Below are 17,547 nucleotides of genomic sequence, written 5' to 3' on the forward strand. Positions count from 1 at the left end.
GTTTTGCAATGCAGCGAATTCTTCAGTGCGTTGATTTCAGCTTGCGCATCAATGCTAGCGCCTCCTAAGTAGGAACAGCCGCCAATTCCCCGCACATAGTCGTCACAGGAGTGTTGAGATGGATGCGTCCTCAGCCGCGAGTGCAGCGCAACGTCCGGGGCGGGGACGGGTCTTCGACTCCATCGTCGACGCGATTGGTGACACGCCGATCGTTCGTTTGCGCAAACTGCCGGAGCAGCATGGTGTTAGCGCAACCATCCTGGCCAAGCTCGAATATTTCAATCCCGCCGCGAGCGTCAAAGACCGCATTGGCGCGGCGATGGTGATCGCGATGGAAAAAGCCGGCGTGATCAACGCCGACACCGTGCTGATCGAGCCGACGTCAGGCAATACCGGCATTGCGCTGGCGTTTGTCGCGGCATCGCGCGGCTACCGGCTCAAGCTGGTGATGCCGGAATCGATGTCGATCGAACGGCGCAAGATGCTGGCGTTCCTCGGCGCCGAGATCATCCTGACGCCCGCCGCGCAGGGCATGAAGGGCTCGATCGCAACCGCTGAGGAACTGGTGCGGACCACGCCGAACGCCGTGATGCCGCAGCAGTTCAAGAACCTCGCCAACCCCGAAATTCACCGCCGCACCACAGCGGAAGAGATCTGGAATGACACCGGCGGCAATATCGATTTCTTCGTCGCCGGCGTTGGCACCGGCGGCACCATCACCGGCGTCGGCCAGGTGCTGAAACCGCGCAAGCCGTCTTTGCGGATCGTTGCCGTCGAGCCGGAGGAAAGCCCGGTGCTGGGCGGCGGCCAGCATACGCCGCACAAGATCCAGGGCATCGGCGCCGGTTTCATTCCGGACATTCTGGATCGCTCTGTGATCGATGAGATCGTCAGGGTCAACGGCCCGACGGCGATCGAAATCTCGCGTGCGCTGGCGCGCATGGAGGGCATTCCCGGCGGCATCTCCTCAGGTGCTGCGATCGCGGCGGCGCTTGCGATCGGCAAGCGTCCCGAGAGCGCCGGCAAGACCATTTTGGCTGTCGTGCCGTCATTCTCCGAGCGGTATCTGTCGACGGCCTTGTTTGAAGGAATTTAGCGATGGCGGACCAGCCGCGGCGGCCGAGAACCCTGAACGATGCGCGCACCGAAGCCGAGGCCGCATTCAAGCGCGCGACCGCCAAGGTGGCACAAGCACCGGCCAAACAAGCCGCTGTTCCCGGCGTGCGCGAGCAGGTCACGCTGCGGATCGATCAGGATGTGCTGGAATGGTTTCAGGGGGGTGGTCCGGGTTGGCAGGATCGCATCAACGAGGCGCTGCGAAAGGCTGCAGGCAAATAGAGCGCTCTTAGACTAGAGCATGATGATTTGGTTAGATCGATTGGGCCGCAGACGCGCTTCACCTCTCCCGCTTGCGGGGTCGAGACGAGCGAAGCTCGCTCTTAGGTCGGCGCGAAGCGCCGGGTGGGGGCTCTCTCCACTCGGGTAGTGTCGCCCGCGGAGACACCCCACCCCAGCCCTCCCCCGCAGGCAGGAGAGGGAGCGCACCTCCTTCGTGATCGCAATCAAACCCAATTTCATCATGCTCTAGGCTGCATTGATCTGCGGCGTGCCAAATGAAAAGGCCCGGGATGATCCCGGGCCTTTTTGGCAGATGGGTCGCTTGCCGTCAGCGCAACATGCCGCCGACGACGCCGCCGATGAAGCGTCCGGCACCGGCCGGATCGGGGCCGGGGTTGCTGTACTGGCGCTGCGGCGGGGGCTGCTGCGGCTGCGCTTGAGGCTGCGCCTGAACGGTGCTGGGGGCGCGGCGCTTGGGAGCGGGACGCTCCTCATCGGAACTCGCAGTCGGTGCAGCCGCCACGATCTCCGTCAGCAGCGCCTTGTGCTGCAGCCTGTTCAGATAGCCGCTCTTCGGATAGCCGCGCGCCGCTTGCCAGCGCGTGATCACGGCGCGCGTCGGGGCGTCGAACTGGCCCGTGACCTTGGTATCGAAACCGAGCCCGTTGAGGCGGCGCTGCACGTCGCGGCGCTGGCCTTTGTCGAGGCCGATCTGATCCTCGGTGGTCTGGTTTGCTTCTTCCTTGAAGGTCGCGGGATCGATGCCCGTGCTCAGGTTGCGGGTTGCATCCTTTGCGCCGCTCTCGAGCGAGGCAATCCGCGACAGCGCCAGCGAGCGGAACTGACCGTTAGGATAGTTGGTCAAGTAGGCGTTGAACTCTTCCGGCTTGTTGGAATCCTTGATCGAGCGCCAGAACTCCAGTTCGACGTCGGACCCCGGCTTTGCACCTGCCGCCGGTGCTGCAGCCGCCACGGCGCCGGGCGCGGGCGCGCCGTTCAGGTAGACCGCGCCGATCAGGTTGGTGTGACCCCAGGGGAGCTGACCCTTGTTGGTCTCTTCGTTGACTTGGGCGCGGACCTTGGTCATCGCCTGCTGGATCTCGACGCCGGGCTGGGTGAGGTTGGCGAGCAGGGCGCGCGTGAACGGGCTGTTGCCGCCTTCCTGGCCGTCGAGCGCGGTCTGGCCCGGGCCGGTCGCAAAGGCGATCAGCGTGCCTTCGCCGGACTTCATCTCGGCCAGACCGGTCTGCACATTGACGCTGCGGGTGGCGGAGTTCGACTTGATTTTGGCTGCGAACGGGTTGTCGCGGCAGGCGTCGAGGAACACCAGCTTGACCTTGGCATCGCCCATCGTCTGCTCGAGAGTGAGGTCGATATTGATCGCGGCACCGAGCTTGACATCCATTTCGGATTTGATGTCGGCGTCGATCGGCAACAGATAGTTCGTGCCGGAGATCGCAATGCCGTGGCCGGCATAGAAGAACAGCGCGACGTCGGCGCCTTGCGCCTTCTTGCCGAAGTCGAGCAAACGTTCGGTCATCTTGTCGCGCGTGAGGTTGGAGCCTTCGACCACCTCGAATCCGACGTTGCGCAGCGCGGCGGCCATCGCCTTTGCGTCCACGGAAGGATTCGGAAGCGGAGCGACGTTCTTGTAGGTGCCGTTGCCGACGACGAAAGCGACGCGCTTTTCGGCTTGAGCGGTTCCGGCCGCAAAGACCGTGCATATGACGGACAAAATGAGCGTTGGGTAACGCATATGAAATCCCCCTGCAGAATCAACAAAGGCTTTGGCTGTAACGCTGGCTGGACATTACAAATATCGCCCGCTTCGCACCACAAAAAAGCAGCCGAACGGCCAAATCCGGAGCCATCCGTTACCGTCGCGACACGCGGCGTAGCGTGATCTAGATCACAGCCGGGAAAATAAACTTCAGCCTTGCACGCGCGCAGGCGAAGGATTCGGTTTCAGGTTCAACAGATTGCCAGTGAGGATCAGCGCCGCGCCGAGCACGGTGAATGCATCCAGCCGTTCCGAATAGATCAGCCAGCCAGCGGCGGCGCTCAATGGGACCCGCAGAAAATCCATCGGGATCACCACGGTAGCATCCGCGTGCAGCATCGCGCGCGCCATGCAGTAGTGGGAAAACGTGCCGCAAAACGCGATTACCACCACCCAGCCCCAGAGATGGGCTGGCGGCCACGTCCAGACGTAGAGCGCGGGGAAGAGACCGGCCGCCGACTGTATCACCAGCATCCAGAACAGGATCGAGAGTGTCTGCTCGGTCCGGGTGAGCGACTTCACCATCGCCACCGAAACGCCGAACCCGACCGCGGCTGCCAGCGCGATCAATTGCCCCGGATTGATCTCGCTGGCAGCAGGACGAACGATCACGAAGACGCCGACGATTCCGAGCACGATTGCGGCGATCTTCCAGGGTGTCGTGCGCTCGCCGAGAAACGTCGCGGCCAGGATCGCGGTCCAGATCGGCATGGTGAATTCGATCGCCACCACCTGACCGATCGGGATCAGCGTCAGCGCAAGGAACCAGCCGAGCTGCGCGCCGTAGTGAATGAGGTTGCGTGCAACGTGCTGCGGCAGCCGCGCCGTCTTCATCATGGCAAATCCGCCCCTGGCGCGGATCAGCGGGTACAGCATCAGAAAGCCGAGGACCGAGCGCATCTCCATGAGCTGGAACACGTTGATCTCGCGCGCCGCTTCGCGTCCGGCGATCGCGATGATCAGCATCAGGGTCAGCCAGCCGGCCATCCACAGCGCGGCCAGGGTTTTGGAGGGTGTGCGGTCCATTCGGGGGGAGATCGGTTGAGGGCAGGCCGGTATCGGCGCGCGCGCCACAATTTGCAACGCGCAAATGCGCGGGGGCAGCGATGCACGCCATCGCAATTTCGCTGTGGGAGCCGCTCCCCGTTCAGTGCTAAGAGCGGCGGTCTCAAGGGAGGACTTACGCATGCGCATCTTGCAACCGGCCGAATGGTCGAAACCCCGCGGCTTCTCGCATGGTGTCGAGGTCGACGGCCCCGGTAAATGGATCGTGCTGGCCGGCCAGACCGGCGGCGACGAGAAGGGCGACTATGCTCCCGACATGGCCGCGCAGGTCGGCACGGCGCTCAAGCGCATCGTCAAGCTGCTTGGGGAAGCAGGCGCCGGCCCAGAGCACATCGTGCGCTTGACTTGGTACCTGACCAGCCGCAGCGAATACGAGGCCGCAGGTCCCGGCATCGGTGCGGCCTGGAAGGAAACACTGGGGCGCAATTTCCCGCCGTCAACGCTGCTCTACATCGACGGGCTGGTCGACGTCCGGGCCAAGGTCGAAATCGAAGTCACCGCCTTTGTTCCGAAGGCGTAACCAGACATCACACCCACCGGAGGGACGCTGTCCGTTTGATCAGGCGCGCCGGAAAAGGCAAAAGGATACCGTGAGCCAATGACCACTACTCGATCGACCTCTGCAGATTTCGTGACCGCCTTCGCAACCGGCTGGCCCGAGCACCAGCCCGACATCATGGTACTGTCGCTGACCACGCACCGCGGCGTGCAGGACTTTGCGTTCAACAAGGAGCAGGCCTTACTGATCGCCAAGACGATCAAGGACACCGCGGCGAAGCTCGAGAAGCCGAAGACGAGTTAAGAGCGCGAATAATCGCTCGCCGTCATACCCCGCGAAAGCGGGGTATCCAGTACGCTGCGGCCCATCGAGTTATCCCGAATATCTCTGGAATACTGGATCACCCGCCGGAGCCTGTCATCGGGCACGCATTCGCGCGACCCGCTGGCGGGCGATGACAGGGTGGCGGTGCGGATTGACCTACTTCGACAGCGAAATACTGGCAGCGCGGAACTGGCTGTCGGCCCTCATGGCGATCTGCTGCTTGTTGCCGGTGGTCTTCAGCGAGATATTGGCGGTGAATCCGGCCGCCTGAGCGATCACCTGGAAACTGCCGCTAGCCCCGCGGCCCTGGATGCTGCCGCCGATATTCCGGCTGGTTTCGGTCCAGGTGCCGTTGACTTCGCCGCCGGCTGCGACCACCGCCGCTTGCAGGTTGAACCTGTAGGCGTCGCTGGCGCAGGTGAGAACCATTTCCATGCTGGCCCCGCTCACCTTGTAAGTGGAGCGGCAGCGGATCCGCTCGCTCGAACCGTCGTCCAAGGTCACCGTGCCGGGACCGGACCATGTGCCGGCCATGCCGGCGAACGTACTGGACTGAGCGTAGCTCGTGGAAGCGGCCAACACCGTCGTAAAAAGTGCCGTCATAAAAAAAGCGACGGCTGCGAATGTCAGCCGCCGCGCTTGGGCAGAAAATTCAAAAGTCTGGCTTGCCTTACTGACGGGACGCTTCCCATCGACCGCTACATGCGACACCAGCTGAAGCCCCATTCCATTTCCCCGATCCGGAGTTGCCACTGAGTTGACCGTTCGCATATGCACCATTGATCGAGACTCGCACAAGTCCCCCGCTGCCGACGCTGCCAGAGACGGGACCGCCCGAAATCTTGCCGCCGGTGACATTCACGGTCGAGGTAGTCTGCGCATCGCAATTGCCCGTTTTTGTGACAACGGTGACCTGCCAAAGACCGTCATAGGGGGACTGGGCGGAGGCGGGAGCGGTGGCGAAGGTGGCGGCGGAAGCAAGCAACGAAACAAACAACAGGTTGTGAATGCGATTGGAGCGCATGGATCAAGTCCCCGAAATGTGTGTGATGGCTTGCCTTATCTGGTCACAATGTGTCCAAACTTGGGTGCGCCGCAACACTGTGGAAAGTTCCCGCGATCTCAAACACATCAAGGTGAATCCAGTTCCGGCCGTGGAACGAAAACTTCGCAATTTGGTCTCGTTTGCGACCTATTTACAGGGCGCAACGGTATTATAGTAGTGATCAATGCTTACTGTCGGGCAGGCTCGGCGCTTGGGTGGCGAACTCCTCTTCCTGCGGTGTCGCAGGAAGGTTGTTGTGGGTCTTGGCGTGAAAGATGACGTCAGCGAGCAGTTTCTGGCCCAGCGGGGCCAGCGCTCGCTCCCAGAGCTCGCGCGCGGTCTCTCCCTTCTTGACGAACACCCACTCCTGCGCGGCGATGGCACCGGCATCCATCCGGTCGGCGAGGTGGTAGACGGTACCGCCGGCGATCGGATCGCCTTCCTTGATGGTCCATTCGACGGCGGCGATGCCGCGGTGCCGGGGCAGGAGCGAGGGGTGATAGCCGATGCCGCCGAGTTTGGCGGTGGCCAGCGCTTCCCTGGTGACGCGGGCATGGCTGTGCGCGGTTACGATCAGGTCGGTACCGGGCCCGATTTCCGATGCGAGCACCCGTTTCGGATGGGCCTGCACGACGACCTCGATCCCGGCGGCCCGCGCGGTGGCGGCAAGCCGGTCCTCGCCATCGTGGACGACAACGCGGATGATATCGACCCCGTGTTGGCGCAGCGTGTTGAATGTCGTCACGCCAAAATGGCGGGAACCGACCAGGGTAATCCGCATGTGTTCCGTCCGTCGTTAATCAGGCCGATATGCCGATAGCACACGATGCCGGCCTGTTTCGATGCTCGCCAACAGGCTCGCGGGTTATCAACAGGGCCGACCGGCTGAGCACAGGCGGAGCGGCAGGCGCCTAATCCTGTTCCGTTACCATGACAGGATCCGCAGTCCTGGCCTGGAATGGGGCGAGGCCGGTGATCGGGCCGGCTCGGGCTGTTGTTCAGCCACCCTTTGCAGGCACACCCGCAAGTCGGCGCTGCACTGCTTCATCTGGTTGCGCAGCTCGCGCCGGGCGAAGGCGGTGAGGGTGGGATCGCCAAGCTGCTGCCAGGCAGCGCGCAGCCATTGCTGCAGGGCGCGGATATCGGAATCGAGCACTTCGGGCTGGTTCATGCCGCCGGAATCCCAAAACGTGATCGCGCCTTGATTAGGACTGATTCTCCCGCCGACGCCTACTCCGTAACAGGGCGGACAGCACGAAATGGGCCCGCCTGGAAGCTGGGGAACGCGCGCCCTACATATTCATTGGATGGACGCCTCCTGGAGAGACCTCGATGTCCCGCAATCCGGCGCTTGTTCTCTTCGTGGCGCTCAGCCTGATCGTTCCCGTAAAGGCATTCGCACAACTGACGCCGCCAGCCGGCTCGGCTGGCGCGGGGAATTCGCCGATATCGGGCGTGCCGTTCGGACCGGCCAACCCCAGGGCGCTCTCCGATCCCAGCGGCATCGGCAATGCCGCGAACGTGCCACCGCTCCGCGCCAACCCCCCGCCGCCGGCCGTCTCCTACGGCGCAGTTGAGGCGCCGCGCGCACGTGTCGTGACGCCGCCATATCCAACCGCCTCGCAGCGGATCGTCAGTGCGCGCAAGGCCCGCCCGCGCAAGCCGCCGCCGGTTCGCCCGCGGGGGCGGCCCGAGGTGAGTTCGTTCACCGGGATCTGCCGCGGGTGCTAGCGATCAATTCCGATCCATCCTGCGGGACACGAAGCGCGCCGGAAGACTGATACTCCGCGCCCGGCCACAGCTAGGAACAAATTTTCTCTTGCCGGATTTGTCCAAGGTCAAACGCTCAGCGGTCGTGCGTGCTGGTCCCTCCATGTGCCGACACCGAGTATCGTGCAACGCAAAATTGCCCTTTGGCGGGGATGGCGGGAATGAACTTCCAGCGACGGACGGCGAAGACTTTCTCCCAGCCAGGCCGGTCCGCCCTCCTGGACGTGCCTCATCTGCCTCGCCATGAAGACAGGCTGGCTGTCACCTACGAACGTGTCGGCGTCGGCATCGTGGAGATCGATGAGGCCGGGCGGATGCTGCGCGTCAATCAGAAGGCCTGCGAACTGGTGGGACGAGAAGCGGCCGACTTGCTCGGCCGCTCCATTTTTGACGAGACCTCGCCACAGGACGTCGCGCGGGATCTCGCGCAGTTCAGGCGACAGATCGCGGGTGAAATCGATCGCTACACCATCGAAAAGCGTGTCGCGCGCAAGGACGGCTCGTACTTCTGGGCGGAGGTGACGTCCTCAAGCGTTCGCGATGCGTCTGGAAATTTTCTTTATGCGGTGCGCGTTCAGCACGACATCAGCGCCCGCAAGGCAGCCGAACAGGCGCTGGCGCGGCGCAGCGAAGAGCAGGCGGCGCTTTTCCAGTTCTCGGAAGGGCTGCAATCCGCCACATCATTTCCAGACGTTTACGACGCCGGCCTGGACGCTATCCTCGGCGCGCTCGCCTGCCAGCGCGCTTCCATTCTCCTGTTTGACGACAACGACGTGATGCGCTTCGTTGGATGGCGGGGTCTTTCGGACGGATATCGGAAGGCCGTTGAAGGCCACTCGCCATGGGGCAGGGATGAGCGAAGTCCGCGACCGGTCTGTTTCGAGGACGTCGGCATGTCCGATCTTCCCGACACCCTCAAGGAAACGATCGCGCGAGAACATATCGCAGCCGTTGCTTTCATTCCGATCCTGATCGGCGGCCGGCTCGCCGGAAAATTCATGGCCTATTACGACGGGCCGCATCACTTCACCAAACCGGAGATCGACGTCGCACTGACACTTGCGCGGCAACTCGGCTTTGGCATCGCGCGGCTGCGGGAGGAACAGGCGCGGAGCGTCGCCGAAGAGCGTGCGCAACAACTCGTGTCCATCGTGGAATCTTCCGACGATGCGATTATCAGCAAGGATATGAACGGGATTATCCAGACCTGGAATTCAGGCGCCGAGCGGCTGTTCGGCTATACCGCCGGCGAGGTCATCGGCAAGCCCGTGACGATTCTTTTTCCGCCAGGACGCGAAAACGAGGAGCCGGGGATTCTCGCGCGCATACGGCGAGGCGAGCGCATCCACCATTACGAAACGGTTCGCCGGCGGAAGGACGGGAGCCTTCTGGACATCTCGTTGACCGTCTCGCCCGTGCGCGACCGCGCAGGAACTATCGTCGGCGCGTCGAAGATCGCCCGCGACATCACCGATCGCAAGCAAGCCGAACGCAAGCTGCGGGAGAGCGAGCAGCGTCTTTCGGAATTGCTCGCGGCGATTCCCGCCGCGGTCTACACGACCGACGCGCAGGGGAAAATTACCTATTTCAATCCGGCGGCAGTCGAATTCTCGGGGCGGACGCCCGCGCTCGGCAGCGACGAATGGTGTGTCACCTGGAAGCTCTTGAATCCCGACGGAACGCCACTTCCGCACGACCAGTGTCCGATGGCGGTTGCGCTGAAGGAAGGACGCGCCGTGCGCGGCGCCGAGGCAGTTGCCGAACGGCCGGATGGGACGCGGGTGCCGTTCATTCCGTTCCCGACGCCGCTGCGGGACTCCTCCGGTAAGATCACCGGCGCAATCAACATGCTGGTTGACATCAGCGAGCGGCGGCAGGCCGAAACCCAGCAACGACTTTTGCTCGATGAACTCAATCATCGCACCAAGAACAACATGCAGATGCTGCAGTCGCTGCTTTTCTCCGCGGCAAGGACCGCACACAGCGAGGAGGCGCGCAAAGTCCTGAATGAAGCCAGCGCGCGGATCGCAGCCATGGCGGCGGCGCAGCGCGTACTGTACGGCCGAATCGACGCCAGCCGCTTCGCTGCGGAGGAATTTCTGCCGGCAGTCTGCGAAACCATTCGGCAATTGCTGCCGCCGGATGCCCGAATTGAGTGTGGCGCGGCGCACGGCGTGCTTTCCAACGACGTGGCGATGCCGCTCGCGCTGATATTGAACGAGCTGCTGACGAATGCGGTGAAGCACGGCGTCAAGGATCACGCGAGGCAGGGCGTCCGGGTCAGCCTGACCGAGCATGACGAACGGCTGGCGCTCTGCGTCGAGGATGACGGCGAGGGGTTCGACCTCGAGGCCGTGCGCAAGACCTCGTCCGGGCTCCAGCTCGTACTCGGCCTCGCACGCCAGCTCCACGGAACGCTTCACGTCACGAAAAGCCCTTCGCGGGCGTGCCTCGATTTCCCTGCTGCCAAGAGCTAGGCCGGTGATCGATGACGACGCCCCACCAGAACGCAGGGAATGTTGCGTTGCCATCCGAGCCGGACCGGAACTCGTTACCACCTGCTGAAGAGACCCGCCGCATGGAAGGGAAGCAGGATCCGCTGCGGGTTCTTGTCGTCGAGGATGATTTCCTGATCGCCATGCAATCCGAAGTCGCGCTGACGGCAGCCGGCTTTGAAGTTGTCGGTCCGGCCACGACCGCCGAGCAAGCCGTCGCGCTCGCCAGCGAGGCCCAACCGACACTTGCCGTGATGGATATTCGCCTGGCCAGCACCCGCGACGGTATCGACGCCGCACGGCAACTCTATCAGGACTTCGCCATTCGCTGCATCTTTGCGACCGCGCACGACGATGTGCACACGCGCGGGCGCGCCGAGCCCTACGCCCCGCTCGGATGGCTGCCGAAGCCGTACACGACGGCGTCGCTGGTATCGGTGGTCGTCGAGGCGCTCGCGCTATTGCGCCGGTCTTAGCGGAGGCGTCGCGCGATGCTCAGTCCTGATAATAGTAGCGGCGACCTTCATATCCGCCGCCGTAATGACGTTGGCGCCCCGCCTGAAACTGCGGCGGCACCGTTCCGTTCGGGTAGCATTGACCGTCGCGGATATCGAGGTCCGCGCCGTGACCACACCGAACAGGGTAGCGGCCGCCGCCATAGTAGCCGTCGCCGTGATGGTAACGCGGATACTGCCTTGCGGCCTGCTCCTGCGGATGCAGATAGCCGTTCGGGTAGCAGAGGCCGTCGCGCGCGCTCAGATCCCAGCCATGGCCGCATGGCGGGGGATGGGCGGGTACGCGGTATTGCACGGCTTGAGGCAGGACAGGTTCAGCAGCGCTCTCGGGCGTCATGCTCAAGTGAGCGGCCAGTGCTGCGACGGCAATGCTGACGATCATTAGTTGGTCTCCGATCAAACCAGAAGCTGCCGGCGCTTCCACGACGCGCTGACCGGTCGCCCGATCACGAGGCTGCTGTTGCATCGATGCAAATATATCGAAATACGCCCTGAATATCCCATGAACACATTCAGATATCGGAAGTCAAATCCCGGCAATGACAGTCCCGGGATAGCTGCGGATCGGCGAGCAGACGTTCAGCATCGCCGCACTATCGCATTTCGTAATAGCCGTTACGTCGATAGTGATAGCCCGGGCGGCCTGCCTGGTATTGCCGTGGCACCGTGCCCGTCGGATAGCAGAGCCCATCGCGAATATCGGCGTCCGCGCCATGGCCGCATGGTACCGGCCGCCGGCCGCCGCCGTACTCCAGGGGGTAATACCGCCCCGATTGAAACCGCGGCGGGACCATTCCGTTCGGGTAGCACTTGCCGTCCCGCTCATCGAGATCGTAGCCGTGGCCGCACGGCGGTGGATGGCCGTGACGGCGGTACCGGATTTCCTGGGCTAAGGGGGCGCTTTCGTTCTGCGGGTAAGCAAGCACTCCCAATTGTAGCGCGAGGGCTATCCCGGCAATGCTGGCGAACATCTTTCGGTCCTCCGGTGAACACCAAAACTTTGCCCGATATCTCTCCGGAAACGGCGACGGCGGATTGTACGCTCCGCTAGCGATTTTGTGTGCACCGATGAAGGTTGCGAGTGCGCATGACGACGCACTCACTACGGAGCCAGGCCTGCTCGGGCGGCCGCCAAATCCAATGCCCCTCGTTGAGGTCGTTGCCGAAGCTATCGCGCTATTGGTCCGGCCGTAGCGCCGGCATCGGCGGTCGGACCGGAGCTATGGAACTTTCCATTTTCGGCCCAAGCAATTTGCAGAGAAGATGGATCGCGCCCTGGGTGAGGCGGCCTTCATGGGTGGGGTGGGCTTTACGGCAGGGTAAGGCCGCGGTCACAGCTCACCGGTCCGGCGGCCACGGACCTCGACCAGACAGCAAATCGACAAGCGGCAGCAGACGTTCGACAAACGCTGCCGCGGCGCCTAAGGCGACGTTTTTTCCGCTGGGCGCTAGTCGGTGCGGTAGGCGTCCAGCGCGTGGGCGGCGAAGATCCCCACGCTAATCAGGGCGAGGATCGCTGAGAGCTCGATCATTTGTTCGGTGTTCCTGTGTTTTAATTACTAACCAGGTACGCAGCCGTTTGTTTCAGCCAGCGGTCGAGCAATCTCGAACGCGAGGTTTGGCGAGGAACAGCAGAGCTAAGTGGAAAAGGGGAGGACGTTCGGCCAGCGCTTCTTCATCCCAGCGGCAACTTGGAAGGCCAGGCGATTTTCGGATCGCGTCGCTGGGGCGTACTTGGCGTGAGCTCGACGGTCGGCCGCCTTCTGTCGTCCGCGCTGGCGCCTGACATATCGTTTGGATCGCGTATGCATTTGGCATCGCTCCAAAGTCTTGTGACCGGTGATGATCCTCTCACTGAATTTGAGACTTGGCAACCGGATCAGCGCTAGCCGTCAGAGTGCACCGCACAAACTGTTTTACTTTCGCCGGGCGCGAATCTACGCAGAGCTTGACCAGCGACATGTCATTGGGGATGAGCATGGACGTTGTGGAGCTCGTAATTTACGGCTTGCTGGCTTTGTGGGGACCGCCTTTGTTGTTCGCGGCGTACTTGTTGCGGCCGATCAAATCAACTGCCTCACCATCCAGACGATGAGGAACAGCCAACCGGCCATCGCGATCACGACAGCGATAAAGTAGTTCACCCTCAGCCATAGGTGGTGCACCGATCGTCCTCCAGGACAAAGCCGTCAGGCGAAGTATGACCGCCTGACGGCTTGCTGGTGTGGGCCCGGACGCTTGGGGAATTGTCCGGTGGCTGATCACTAGGTGTAGCCGCAGAGCGCGGCAATCGAGTTCGCAGTTTAACCTAACCAATCAACCTTACCGACCGCGATGTCTTCGGTCTCAACTCCATTTCACCTTCCTGCGACAGTAGAGTAGTGCGGCTAGTGCAACAAAAGAGCGCCCGAAGGCGGTCTCCGTGCATCTCTGACAGGCTGGTCGCTCAGGTATCTATTGAATCCTAAACTCATCGAGGTTTCTGCCAGCCGCAATCAATTCTGCAACCCAGCGCGGGGTTTTGCCCCGACCTGACCACGTCTGTGACGGATTGTTCGGGTTTCGATACTTGGGCTCTACCTTCGGGTAAGGCCTACGTTGCGGGAGGTCACTAGGAGAGCTACCGAACTTGCGACCAAGCTCATCAAGCTGGTTTTCAAGCTTCCGCTTCTCGTTCTCTAGTTTTCGATCCAGGATCACAATGATCCTCTGGTGCAGGTCCCAGAGATCGTCCAGCTCCATCTTCTCCAGTTCTCGGTCTTTCATGCCCAGCCCCAAGGCAACGACGTGACGCGACGCAATGAATCGCTTAGCAAAAGAAAAGCCGCCCCTTACGACGGCCTTCCACCAAGAAACCGACCGCGGCCCTAGACCAGAGCAGCAGCCGCTCGGCGCTTCCGCCGATAGGTCATGTAGCCGACGCCGGCGAAGCCCAAGATCATCATCGCCCATGTGGAAGGTTCAGGGACGGCAGTGATCGCTGTCATGGTGCCCCGGAAAACGCCGTCGTCGGTGAAGGTCACCTGAGTCACAAACGCCGTCGAATTATTGGGATCGAGACCTAAGCTTTCGTCGATGCCCAAGACCTTGAACTTGCTGACGCCGCCCGGGCCGAAGTCAAACAAGGTGTTGGCCAGAAGATCTGCGGCATGCACGTAACTGCTACCGTTCCAGATATAGAGGCCGTAGGGGTGGCCCAAGCCCAAGTCTGGCAATTTCACGCTTGCGAAGTTCGGACCGCTATCGCCTGTCGAAAAGATGTAGCCCACCGCGGCGGCCGGATCCAAGTTGTAGGTCTGGCCGTGGGTGACGTCGATATGGAAGCTATAGACGGTGTCACCGACTGCGTTGGCCGACGAGACCGGCACATAAATGGGGCCATCGAGTTGCGATATCGCGCTGGGATGAAAATCAAAAAAGCTATGCGAACTGGCGCCGGTGGTTGCATTGCTGGGGGTTCTGAAATCAGCCCGGATCACAACGCCGTAATGACCGTTAGGAGAGAGGTTCGCCGAAGCGGGAACGGTAAAGCTCGTCTGATCTGATGGAAGGTCTATCCTGAAGATCTGCTGTCTATTGTTATTGAGATCCACGATAAAGACCCGCGTCGCCTGCTGGTAGCCGCCTGGCGGATTATAGGTCGGTGCGTTCCAGGTAATCGTCGGCGTCGTAGTTGTGTTCGAGGCGCCGCTGATCGTTATTCCCGTGATGAAGGGAGGTACCCCGATGGTTGGGTCGATTGCGGCTGTATTGACAGTGAGCGTGTTGGTGTAGTTCGGATTGCTGACGGTGAGCTGCCAAGATCCGAGAAGGTTCGGGTTGTAGGCAATTTTCTTATCAAAGACATTCGGGTCGGGAATGGAATTGGCATAGGGCACGTTAATCGTAACGCCGTTCTGCTTTGCCGTAACTGTCGTGTTGGCTCCGAAGGTTTGATCTGCGGTCGGCGATAGGCTTGGATGAAATCGTCCGCCGAACTCCAGGAACTGAGATGCAACGGGCTGACCGAATGCCACGTTGGAGGAGTTGTATCCAATGAAGTTGTAGGTGCCGGGGAAGCCAGGCGTTCCAGTATTCTGCACGATTATGTCGGCTTGAGCGGTCGTTGGTGCGACAATCAAAGCCGCGATTGCAAAGGTAGCCAGCTTCCCGCGCCGCGATTCAAATAATTGCATTACTGCCTCCAACAATGAATTTGATTAAATATGCCGAGCATTCAGTTTGAGCAGGCAGTACACGCCTGTCAATCGAGGATTAAAGAGCGCAATAGCCCCAGCGCGCTTCACCCGTTTGGGGGTAAAGTAAGCCAATTCAAACAAGCCCTGCTGTAGCTAATTACCTGAGTCTAATTCGGACGCACATACTGCGAAGGGCCGACATTGATAATGGAGGCGGTTGCTTCAAGTGCCCCATTAACAATGCGCCAAAAACAAACGTCAGAATCTATTTTTCAAATAACGCTGCTCGGCGCTTCCGCCGATAGGTCATGTAGCCGACGCCGGCGAAGCCCAAGATCATCATCGCCCATGTGGAGGGCTCAGGGACGGCGGCGACGCCGATGTTGCCGCGAATTTCGCCACCTCCGAACTGTAACGTGTGAAAATTGATATACGAATGGCCGCCCAGAATGTTTGCTTTTTGTGCGGCAAGCGTCGTTCCGTTGCCTTCCGGCGCATCCCATTTCCCGCTGATGGTGCCGCCGACGCCGACTGCAAATGGCGTAAATACCATATCGTTCGGATTGTTGTCGTTGAAAGGCGCACCGAAGAATCCCCACACAGCAGGCCCGTTAGTGGTCGGTGTTACCAGCGGGCCGGCGTGAATGTGCGCGGCGACAAGGTTGTCGTTAGTGTCAGCAGTTTGCGTGCCGGTGAAGTCGATATTGAAGATCGTCGCCGTGAAGCTGAGTGCCGTCTGGGCCGTGTTTAGAACGAAGTCCGCCGTTCCGAACGAGGCAGGGCGCGGCGCCCCGAGTCCTGTTGTAGGCGCTGCCGCAGGGTTTTCAGCCGAATTACTCAGGTCGGCGTGGAGAAAAATGTCAGCGCGGGCGCCGGCGCTCGACAAAGTAAGGGCGAAGACAAGAAGTCCGGTAGCACCGGCAAAGGAACGGAACATATGCTTTCTCCAATCAGAAAATCAGCGACTAGGCCTCCTGACGGCAAAATGACCCGTAACGTAGAAATCACGGACAAACGGGTCCCGAGCAGTTGCCCGCAAAATAAAATTTAAATACCCCCGCATTAACTGCCCATTAATGATGGCGCAGCGTGCGATACATCGCAAGGTGCATATTTATTTTGGGGACGCTTTTGGTGCTCTATCCAACGGCAACTTGAACGTGTGGCAACGGGGGCATTCGTCCGATCTCCCCAATCTTCGCCACGGCCTTGCCGCGACTCAGGCCCTGCATCTGCCAGCGCAATTAATCGACAAGGAGCTCGGTTTTCTAAGTTGGACCGAAGGCGCTCAGAAGCCCGATCAGTATGGTGATGAGGCCGAGGCAAATCCATAACGCGGGTACGCTGGAGCCTGAGCCGGCAATGAGGATCCAGACACCAAAGCCGGTAATTCCGAGCGAGATCGCATGGGCAGCCGCTTTTTCCATGCTCTACCCAAACGGAAATGGAAGATCGGGGTCGATGATCGCCTCTAAGACTCGCATCGGGCGAAAACGTTCCGCTGAGCGCGGAAAAGCTGCCGGACAAGCCGGAAGTGCGCATCAATACCCTGGGGCGGCGGCGACTGCCCATCACCGGGAAACGTGCAAGGTGTTTGTAAGCGCAGCTTTGAGCGGCGCGATCGTCCCGGGGACTTCGACCGCGACTGAAGTCAATCCGACCTTCGCATTGATCAACGAGAACAAGAAAGCGAGTGCGCGTTTTTACACCGCATTGGAGGTGGCAGGCTCAACCCGGATCCCGAGCTGAGCAACGGCTCATTAGAAGGTGGGCGTTAACTTTTTCTTAAGCTTTTGGTTGAGATAATTCAGAGTTTAAGAAATTGCGAATCATCGGGCTGGAGATTTGCCATGCTCACGACGGTTCTCTTGATGGCCTTGGCCGCGCTGGGCGCTTGCACAGCTATTCTTGTCCGCTTCGAATTGTTAGCGCGAAGGCGAAGAGCGTAAGCCAATGCCCATTGGGGCGGCGAGGGTAGAGCAGCCGGACATCGGGAGCCGAGCGGCTGCGTAGAGCTACAGGTCGAAGACCACGCCAATTCTGTACTCTCTGCGCCACACAACGCGACAAGGAAGCTTTAGCTTGTCATCCGGTAAGATCAATGTGAACTCATCGGGAATGCGGATCAGCTCGGAAAAGTCCAGCGCCGCGCCCGTGCTGGATATATCACGAACGATACAAGGATACTTGTCGCCGCCGTAATCGATTTTGGCCGGCTTCATCACGCGAACACGTGGAGCGATCCGAGTATTCACCATCGCAATAGATCCACTTTAAAACACCGCTTAGTAGCACTGAACTCTTAAAGCGTTCCAAACACGGAACCCGTTTCAACCACATCGTGCCTTCTAATAGCGGCCCGAGCCCTGCTTGCTGCACGCCCAGCAGACGAACTGAGGCTCAGCGTCCGACAGCCACACATGGTCCCGCCAGCGATCGGCGTCGAGAACCGTCGAGTGGCCACAGTGAAAATCGCCGCATACCACGACACCGAATTCGCGCATCTCTTGGAATGTGATTTTCTGCGCGCGCAGCTTC

19 protein-coding genes and 3 pseudogenes are annotated in these 17,547 nt (G+C 60.9%); 9 read left to right on the forward strand and 13 right to left on the reverse strand.

Annotated elements, in window-relative coordinates; all coding sequences use genetic code 11:
* The first annotated feature begins 118 nt into the window (after nt 1-118).
* Both cysK and RX328_RS24915 read left to right on the forward strand, forming a co-directional pair.
* Entirely contained in the window at nt 119-1,096 is a 978-nt protein-coding gene (gene cysK / locus RX328_RS24910; RefSeq protein ID WP_213255095.1) for a cysteine synthase A, read from the forward strand.
* A 2-nt stretch (nt 1,097-1,098) separates the two neighbouring features.
* Nucleotides 1,099-1,338 carry a BrnA antitoxin family protein gene (locus RX328_RS24915; RefSeq protein ID WP_213255093.1) on the forward strand — a complete coding sequence of 80 codons (240 nt, stop codon included), beginning with the start codon at nt 1,099-1,101 and terminating at the stop codon, nt 1,336-1,338.
* 328 nt (nt 1,339-1,666) lie between these two features.
* Here RX328_RS24915 and RX328_RS24920 read toward each other — a convergent pair whose 3' ends face one another.
* Together RX328_RS24920 and RX328_RS24925 are read right to left on the reverse strand one after the other, a co-directional pair.
* Entirely contained in the window at nt 1,667-3,094 is a 1,428-nt protein-coding gene (locus RX328_RS24920; RefSeq protein ID WP_213255090.1) for a caspase family protein, read from the reverse strand.
* A 174-nt stretch (nt 3,095-3,268) separates the two neighbouring features.
* Nucleotides 3,269-4,144, reverse strand: a complete 876-nt coding sequence (locus tag RX328_RS24925; RefSeq protein WP_213255088.1) for a DMT family transporter — start codon at nt 4,142-4,144, stop codon at nt 3,269-3,271.
* A gap of 160 nt (nt 4,145-4,304) precedes the next feature.
* On the opposite strand from RX328_RS24925, the gene RX328_RS24930 reads away from it, so the two are divergent.
* Nucleotides 4,305-4,703, forward strand: coding sequence for a RidA family protein (locus RX328_RS24930; RefSeq protein WP_213255086.1), 399 nt, complete (start codon nt 4,305-4,307; stop codon nt 4,701-4,703).
* Between the two features lie 78 nt (nt 4,704-4,781).
* Nucleotides 4,782-4,985 (forward strand): hypothetical protein, encoded by a 204-nt coding sequence (locus tag RX328_RS24935; RefSeq protein WP_213255084.1) that lies wholly within the window; start codon nt 4,782-4,784, stop codon nt 4,983-4,985.
* Nucleotides 4,986-5,162: 177 nt separating this feature from the next.
* On the opposite strand, the gene RX328_RS24940 is transcribed toward RX328_RS24935, so the two are convergent.
* From RX328_RS24940 to RX328_RS24955, 4 genes are all read right to left on the reverse strand, one after another.
* On the reverse strand, nt 5,163-5,609 hold the full coding sequence (locus RX328_RS24940) for a hypothetical protein (protein ID WP_249727042.1): 447 nt from the start codon (nt 5,607-5,609) through the stop codon (nt 5,163-5,165).
* A gap of 67 nt (nt 5,610-5,676) precedes the next feature.
* Complete coding sequence (locus RX328_RS24945; protein ID WP_213255080.1) at nt 5,677-6,030, reverse strand: hypothetical protein; 354 nt, start codon at nt 6,028-6,030, stop codon at nt 5,677-5,679.
* Between the two features lie 202 nt (nt 6,031-6,232).
* The gene (locus RX328_RS24950) at nt 6,233-6,832 is read right to left on the reverse strand and encodes a formyltransferase family protein (RefSeq protein ID WP_213255078.1); all 600 of its coding nucleotides are present in this window, start codon (nt 6,830-6,832) and stop codon (nt 6,233-6,235) included.
* Between the two features lie 144 nt (nt 6,833-6,976).
* Nucleotides 6,977-7,222, reverse strand: a complete 246-nt coding sequence (locus tag RX328_RS24955) for a hypothetical protein (RefSeq protein WP_213255076.1) — start codon at nt 7,220-7,222, stop codon at nt 6,977-6,979.
* 161 nt (nt 7,223-7,383) lie between these two features.
* Here RX328_RS24955 and RX328_RS24960 point away from each other — a divergent pair, with 161 nt between their 5' ends.
* The 3 genes from RX328_RS24960 to RX328_RS24970 all read left to right on the forward strand — a co-directional run bounded on the left by RX328_RS24960 (nt 7,384) and on the right by RX328_RS24970 (nt 10,792).
* A complete protein-coding gene (locus RX328_RS24960; RefSeq protein WP_213255074.1) occupies nt 7,384-7,782 on the forward strand; it encodes a hypothetical protein in 399 nt (132 codons plus the stop codon).
* A gap of 200 nt (nt 7,783-7,982) precedes the next feature.
* The gene (locus tag RX328_RS24965; protein WP_249727041.1) at nt 7,983-10,298 is read left to right on the forward strand and encodes a PAS domain S-box protein; all 2,316 of its coding nucleotides are present in this window, start codon (nt 7,983-7,985) and stop codon (nt 10,296-10,298) included.
* A gap of 11 nt (nt 10,299-10,309) precedes the next feature.
* Nucleotides 10,310-10,792, forward strand: coding sequence for a response regulator (locus tag RX328_RS24970; RefSeq protein ID WP_213255070.1), 483 nt, complete (start codon nt 10,310-10,312; stop codon nt 10,790-10,792).
* Between the two features lie 19 nt (nt 10,793-10,811).
* Here the strand turns inward: RX328_RS24970 and RX328_RS24975 are convergent, their stop codons facing one another.
* The 6 genes and pseudogenes from RX328_RS24975 to RX328_RS24995 all read right to left on the reverse strand — a co-directional run.
* Complete coding sequence (locus RX328_RS24975; RefSeq protein ID WP_213255067.1) at nt 10,812-11,213, reverse strand: hypothetical protein; 402 nt, start codon at nt 11,211-11,213, stop codon at nt 10,812-10,814.
* A 211-nt stretch (nt 11,214-11,424) separates the two neighbouring features.
* The gene (locus RX328_RS24980; RefSeq protein ID WP_213255064.1) at nt 11,425-11,802 is read right to left on the reverse strand and encodes a hypothetical protein; all 378 of its coding nucleotides are present in this window, start codon (nt 11,800-11,802) and stop codon (nt 11,425-11,427) included.
* 1,483 nt (nt 11,803-13,285) lie between these two features.
* Nucleotides 13,286-13,597 (reverse strand): H-NS family nucleoid-associated regulatory protein, encoded by a 312-nt coding sequence (locus RX328_RS24985; RefSeq protein WP_213255062.1) that lies wholly within the window; start codon nt 13,595-13,597, stop codon nt 13,286-13,288.
* Between the two features lie 101 nt (nt 13,598-13,698).
* Nucleotides 13,699-13,812: pseudogene (locus RX328_RS43820) on the reverse strand (PEPxxWA-CTERM sorting domain-containing protein); the annotation flags it as partial.
* A gap of 1,462 nt (nt 13,813-15,274) precedes the next feature.
* A pseudogene (locus RX328_RS43825) lies at nt 15,275-15,379 on the reverse strand (PEPxxWA-CTERM sorting domain-containing protein); the annotation flags it as partial.
* A 69-nt stretch (nt 15,380-15,448) separates the two neighbouring features.
* A pseudogene (locus tag RX328_RS24995) lies at nt 15,449-15,946 on the reverse strand (CHRD domain-containing protein); the annotation flags it as partial.
* Nucleotides 15,947-16,085: 139 nt separating this feature from the next.
* On the opposite strand from RX328_RS24995, the gene RX328_RS25000 reads away from it, so the two are divergent.
* On the forward strand, nt 16,086-16,343 hold the full coding sequence (locus RX328_RS25000) for a hypothetical protein (protein ID WP_213255057.1): 258 nt from the start codon (nt 16,086-16,088) through the stop codon (nt 16,341-16,343).
* Nucleotides 16,344-16,371: 28 nt separating this feature from the next.
* Complete coding sequence (locus tag RX328_RS25005; RefSeq protein ID WP_213255054.1) at nt 16,372-16,758, forward strand: hypothetical protein; 387 nt, start codon at nt 16,372-16,374, stop codon at nt 16,756-16,758.
* Nucleotides 16,759-17,024: 266 nt separating this feature from the next.
* Here the strand turns inward: RX328_RS25005 and RX328_RS25010 are convergent, their stop codons facing one another.
* Nucleotides 17,025-17,267, reverse strand: a complete 243-nt coding sequence (locus tag RX328_RS25010) for a PilZ domain-containing protein (RefSeq protein ID WP_213255050.1) — start codon at nt 17,265-17,267, stop codon at nt 17,025-17,027.
* Between the last annotated feature and the right edge of the window lie 280 nt (nt 17,268-17,547).

This window comes from Bradyrhizobium sp. sBnM-33, assembly GCF_032917945.1.
Lineage (GTDB): Bacteria > Pseudomonadota > Alphaproteobacteria > Rhizobiales > Xanthobacteraceae > Bradyrhizobium.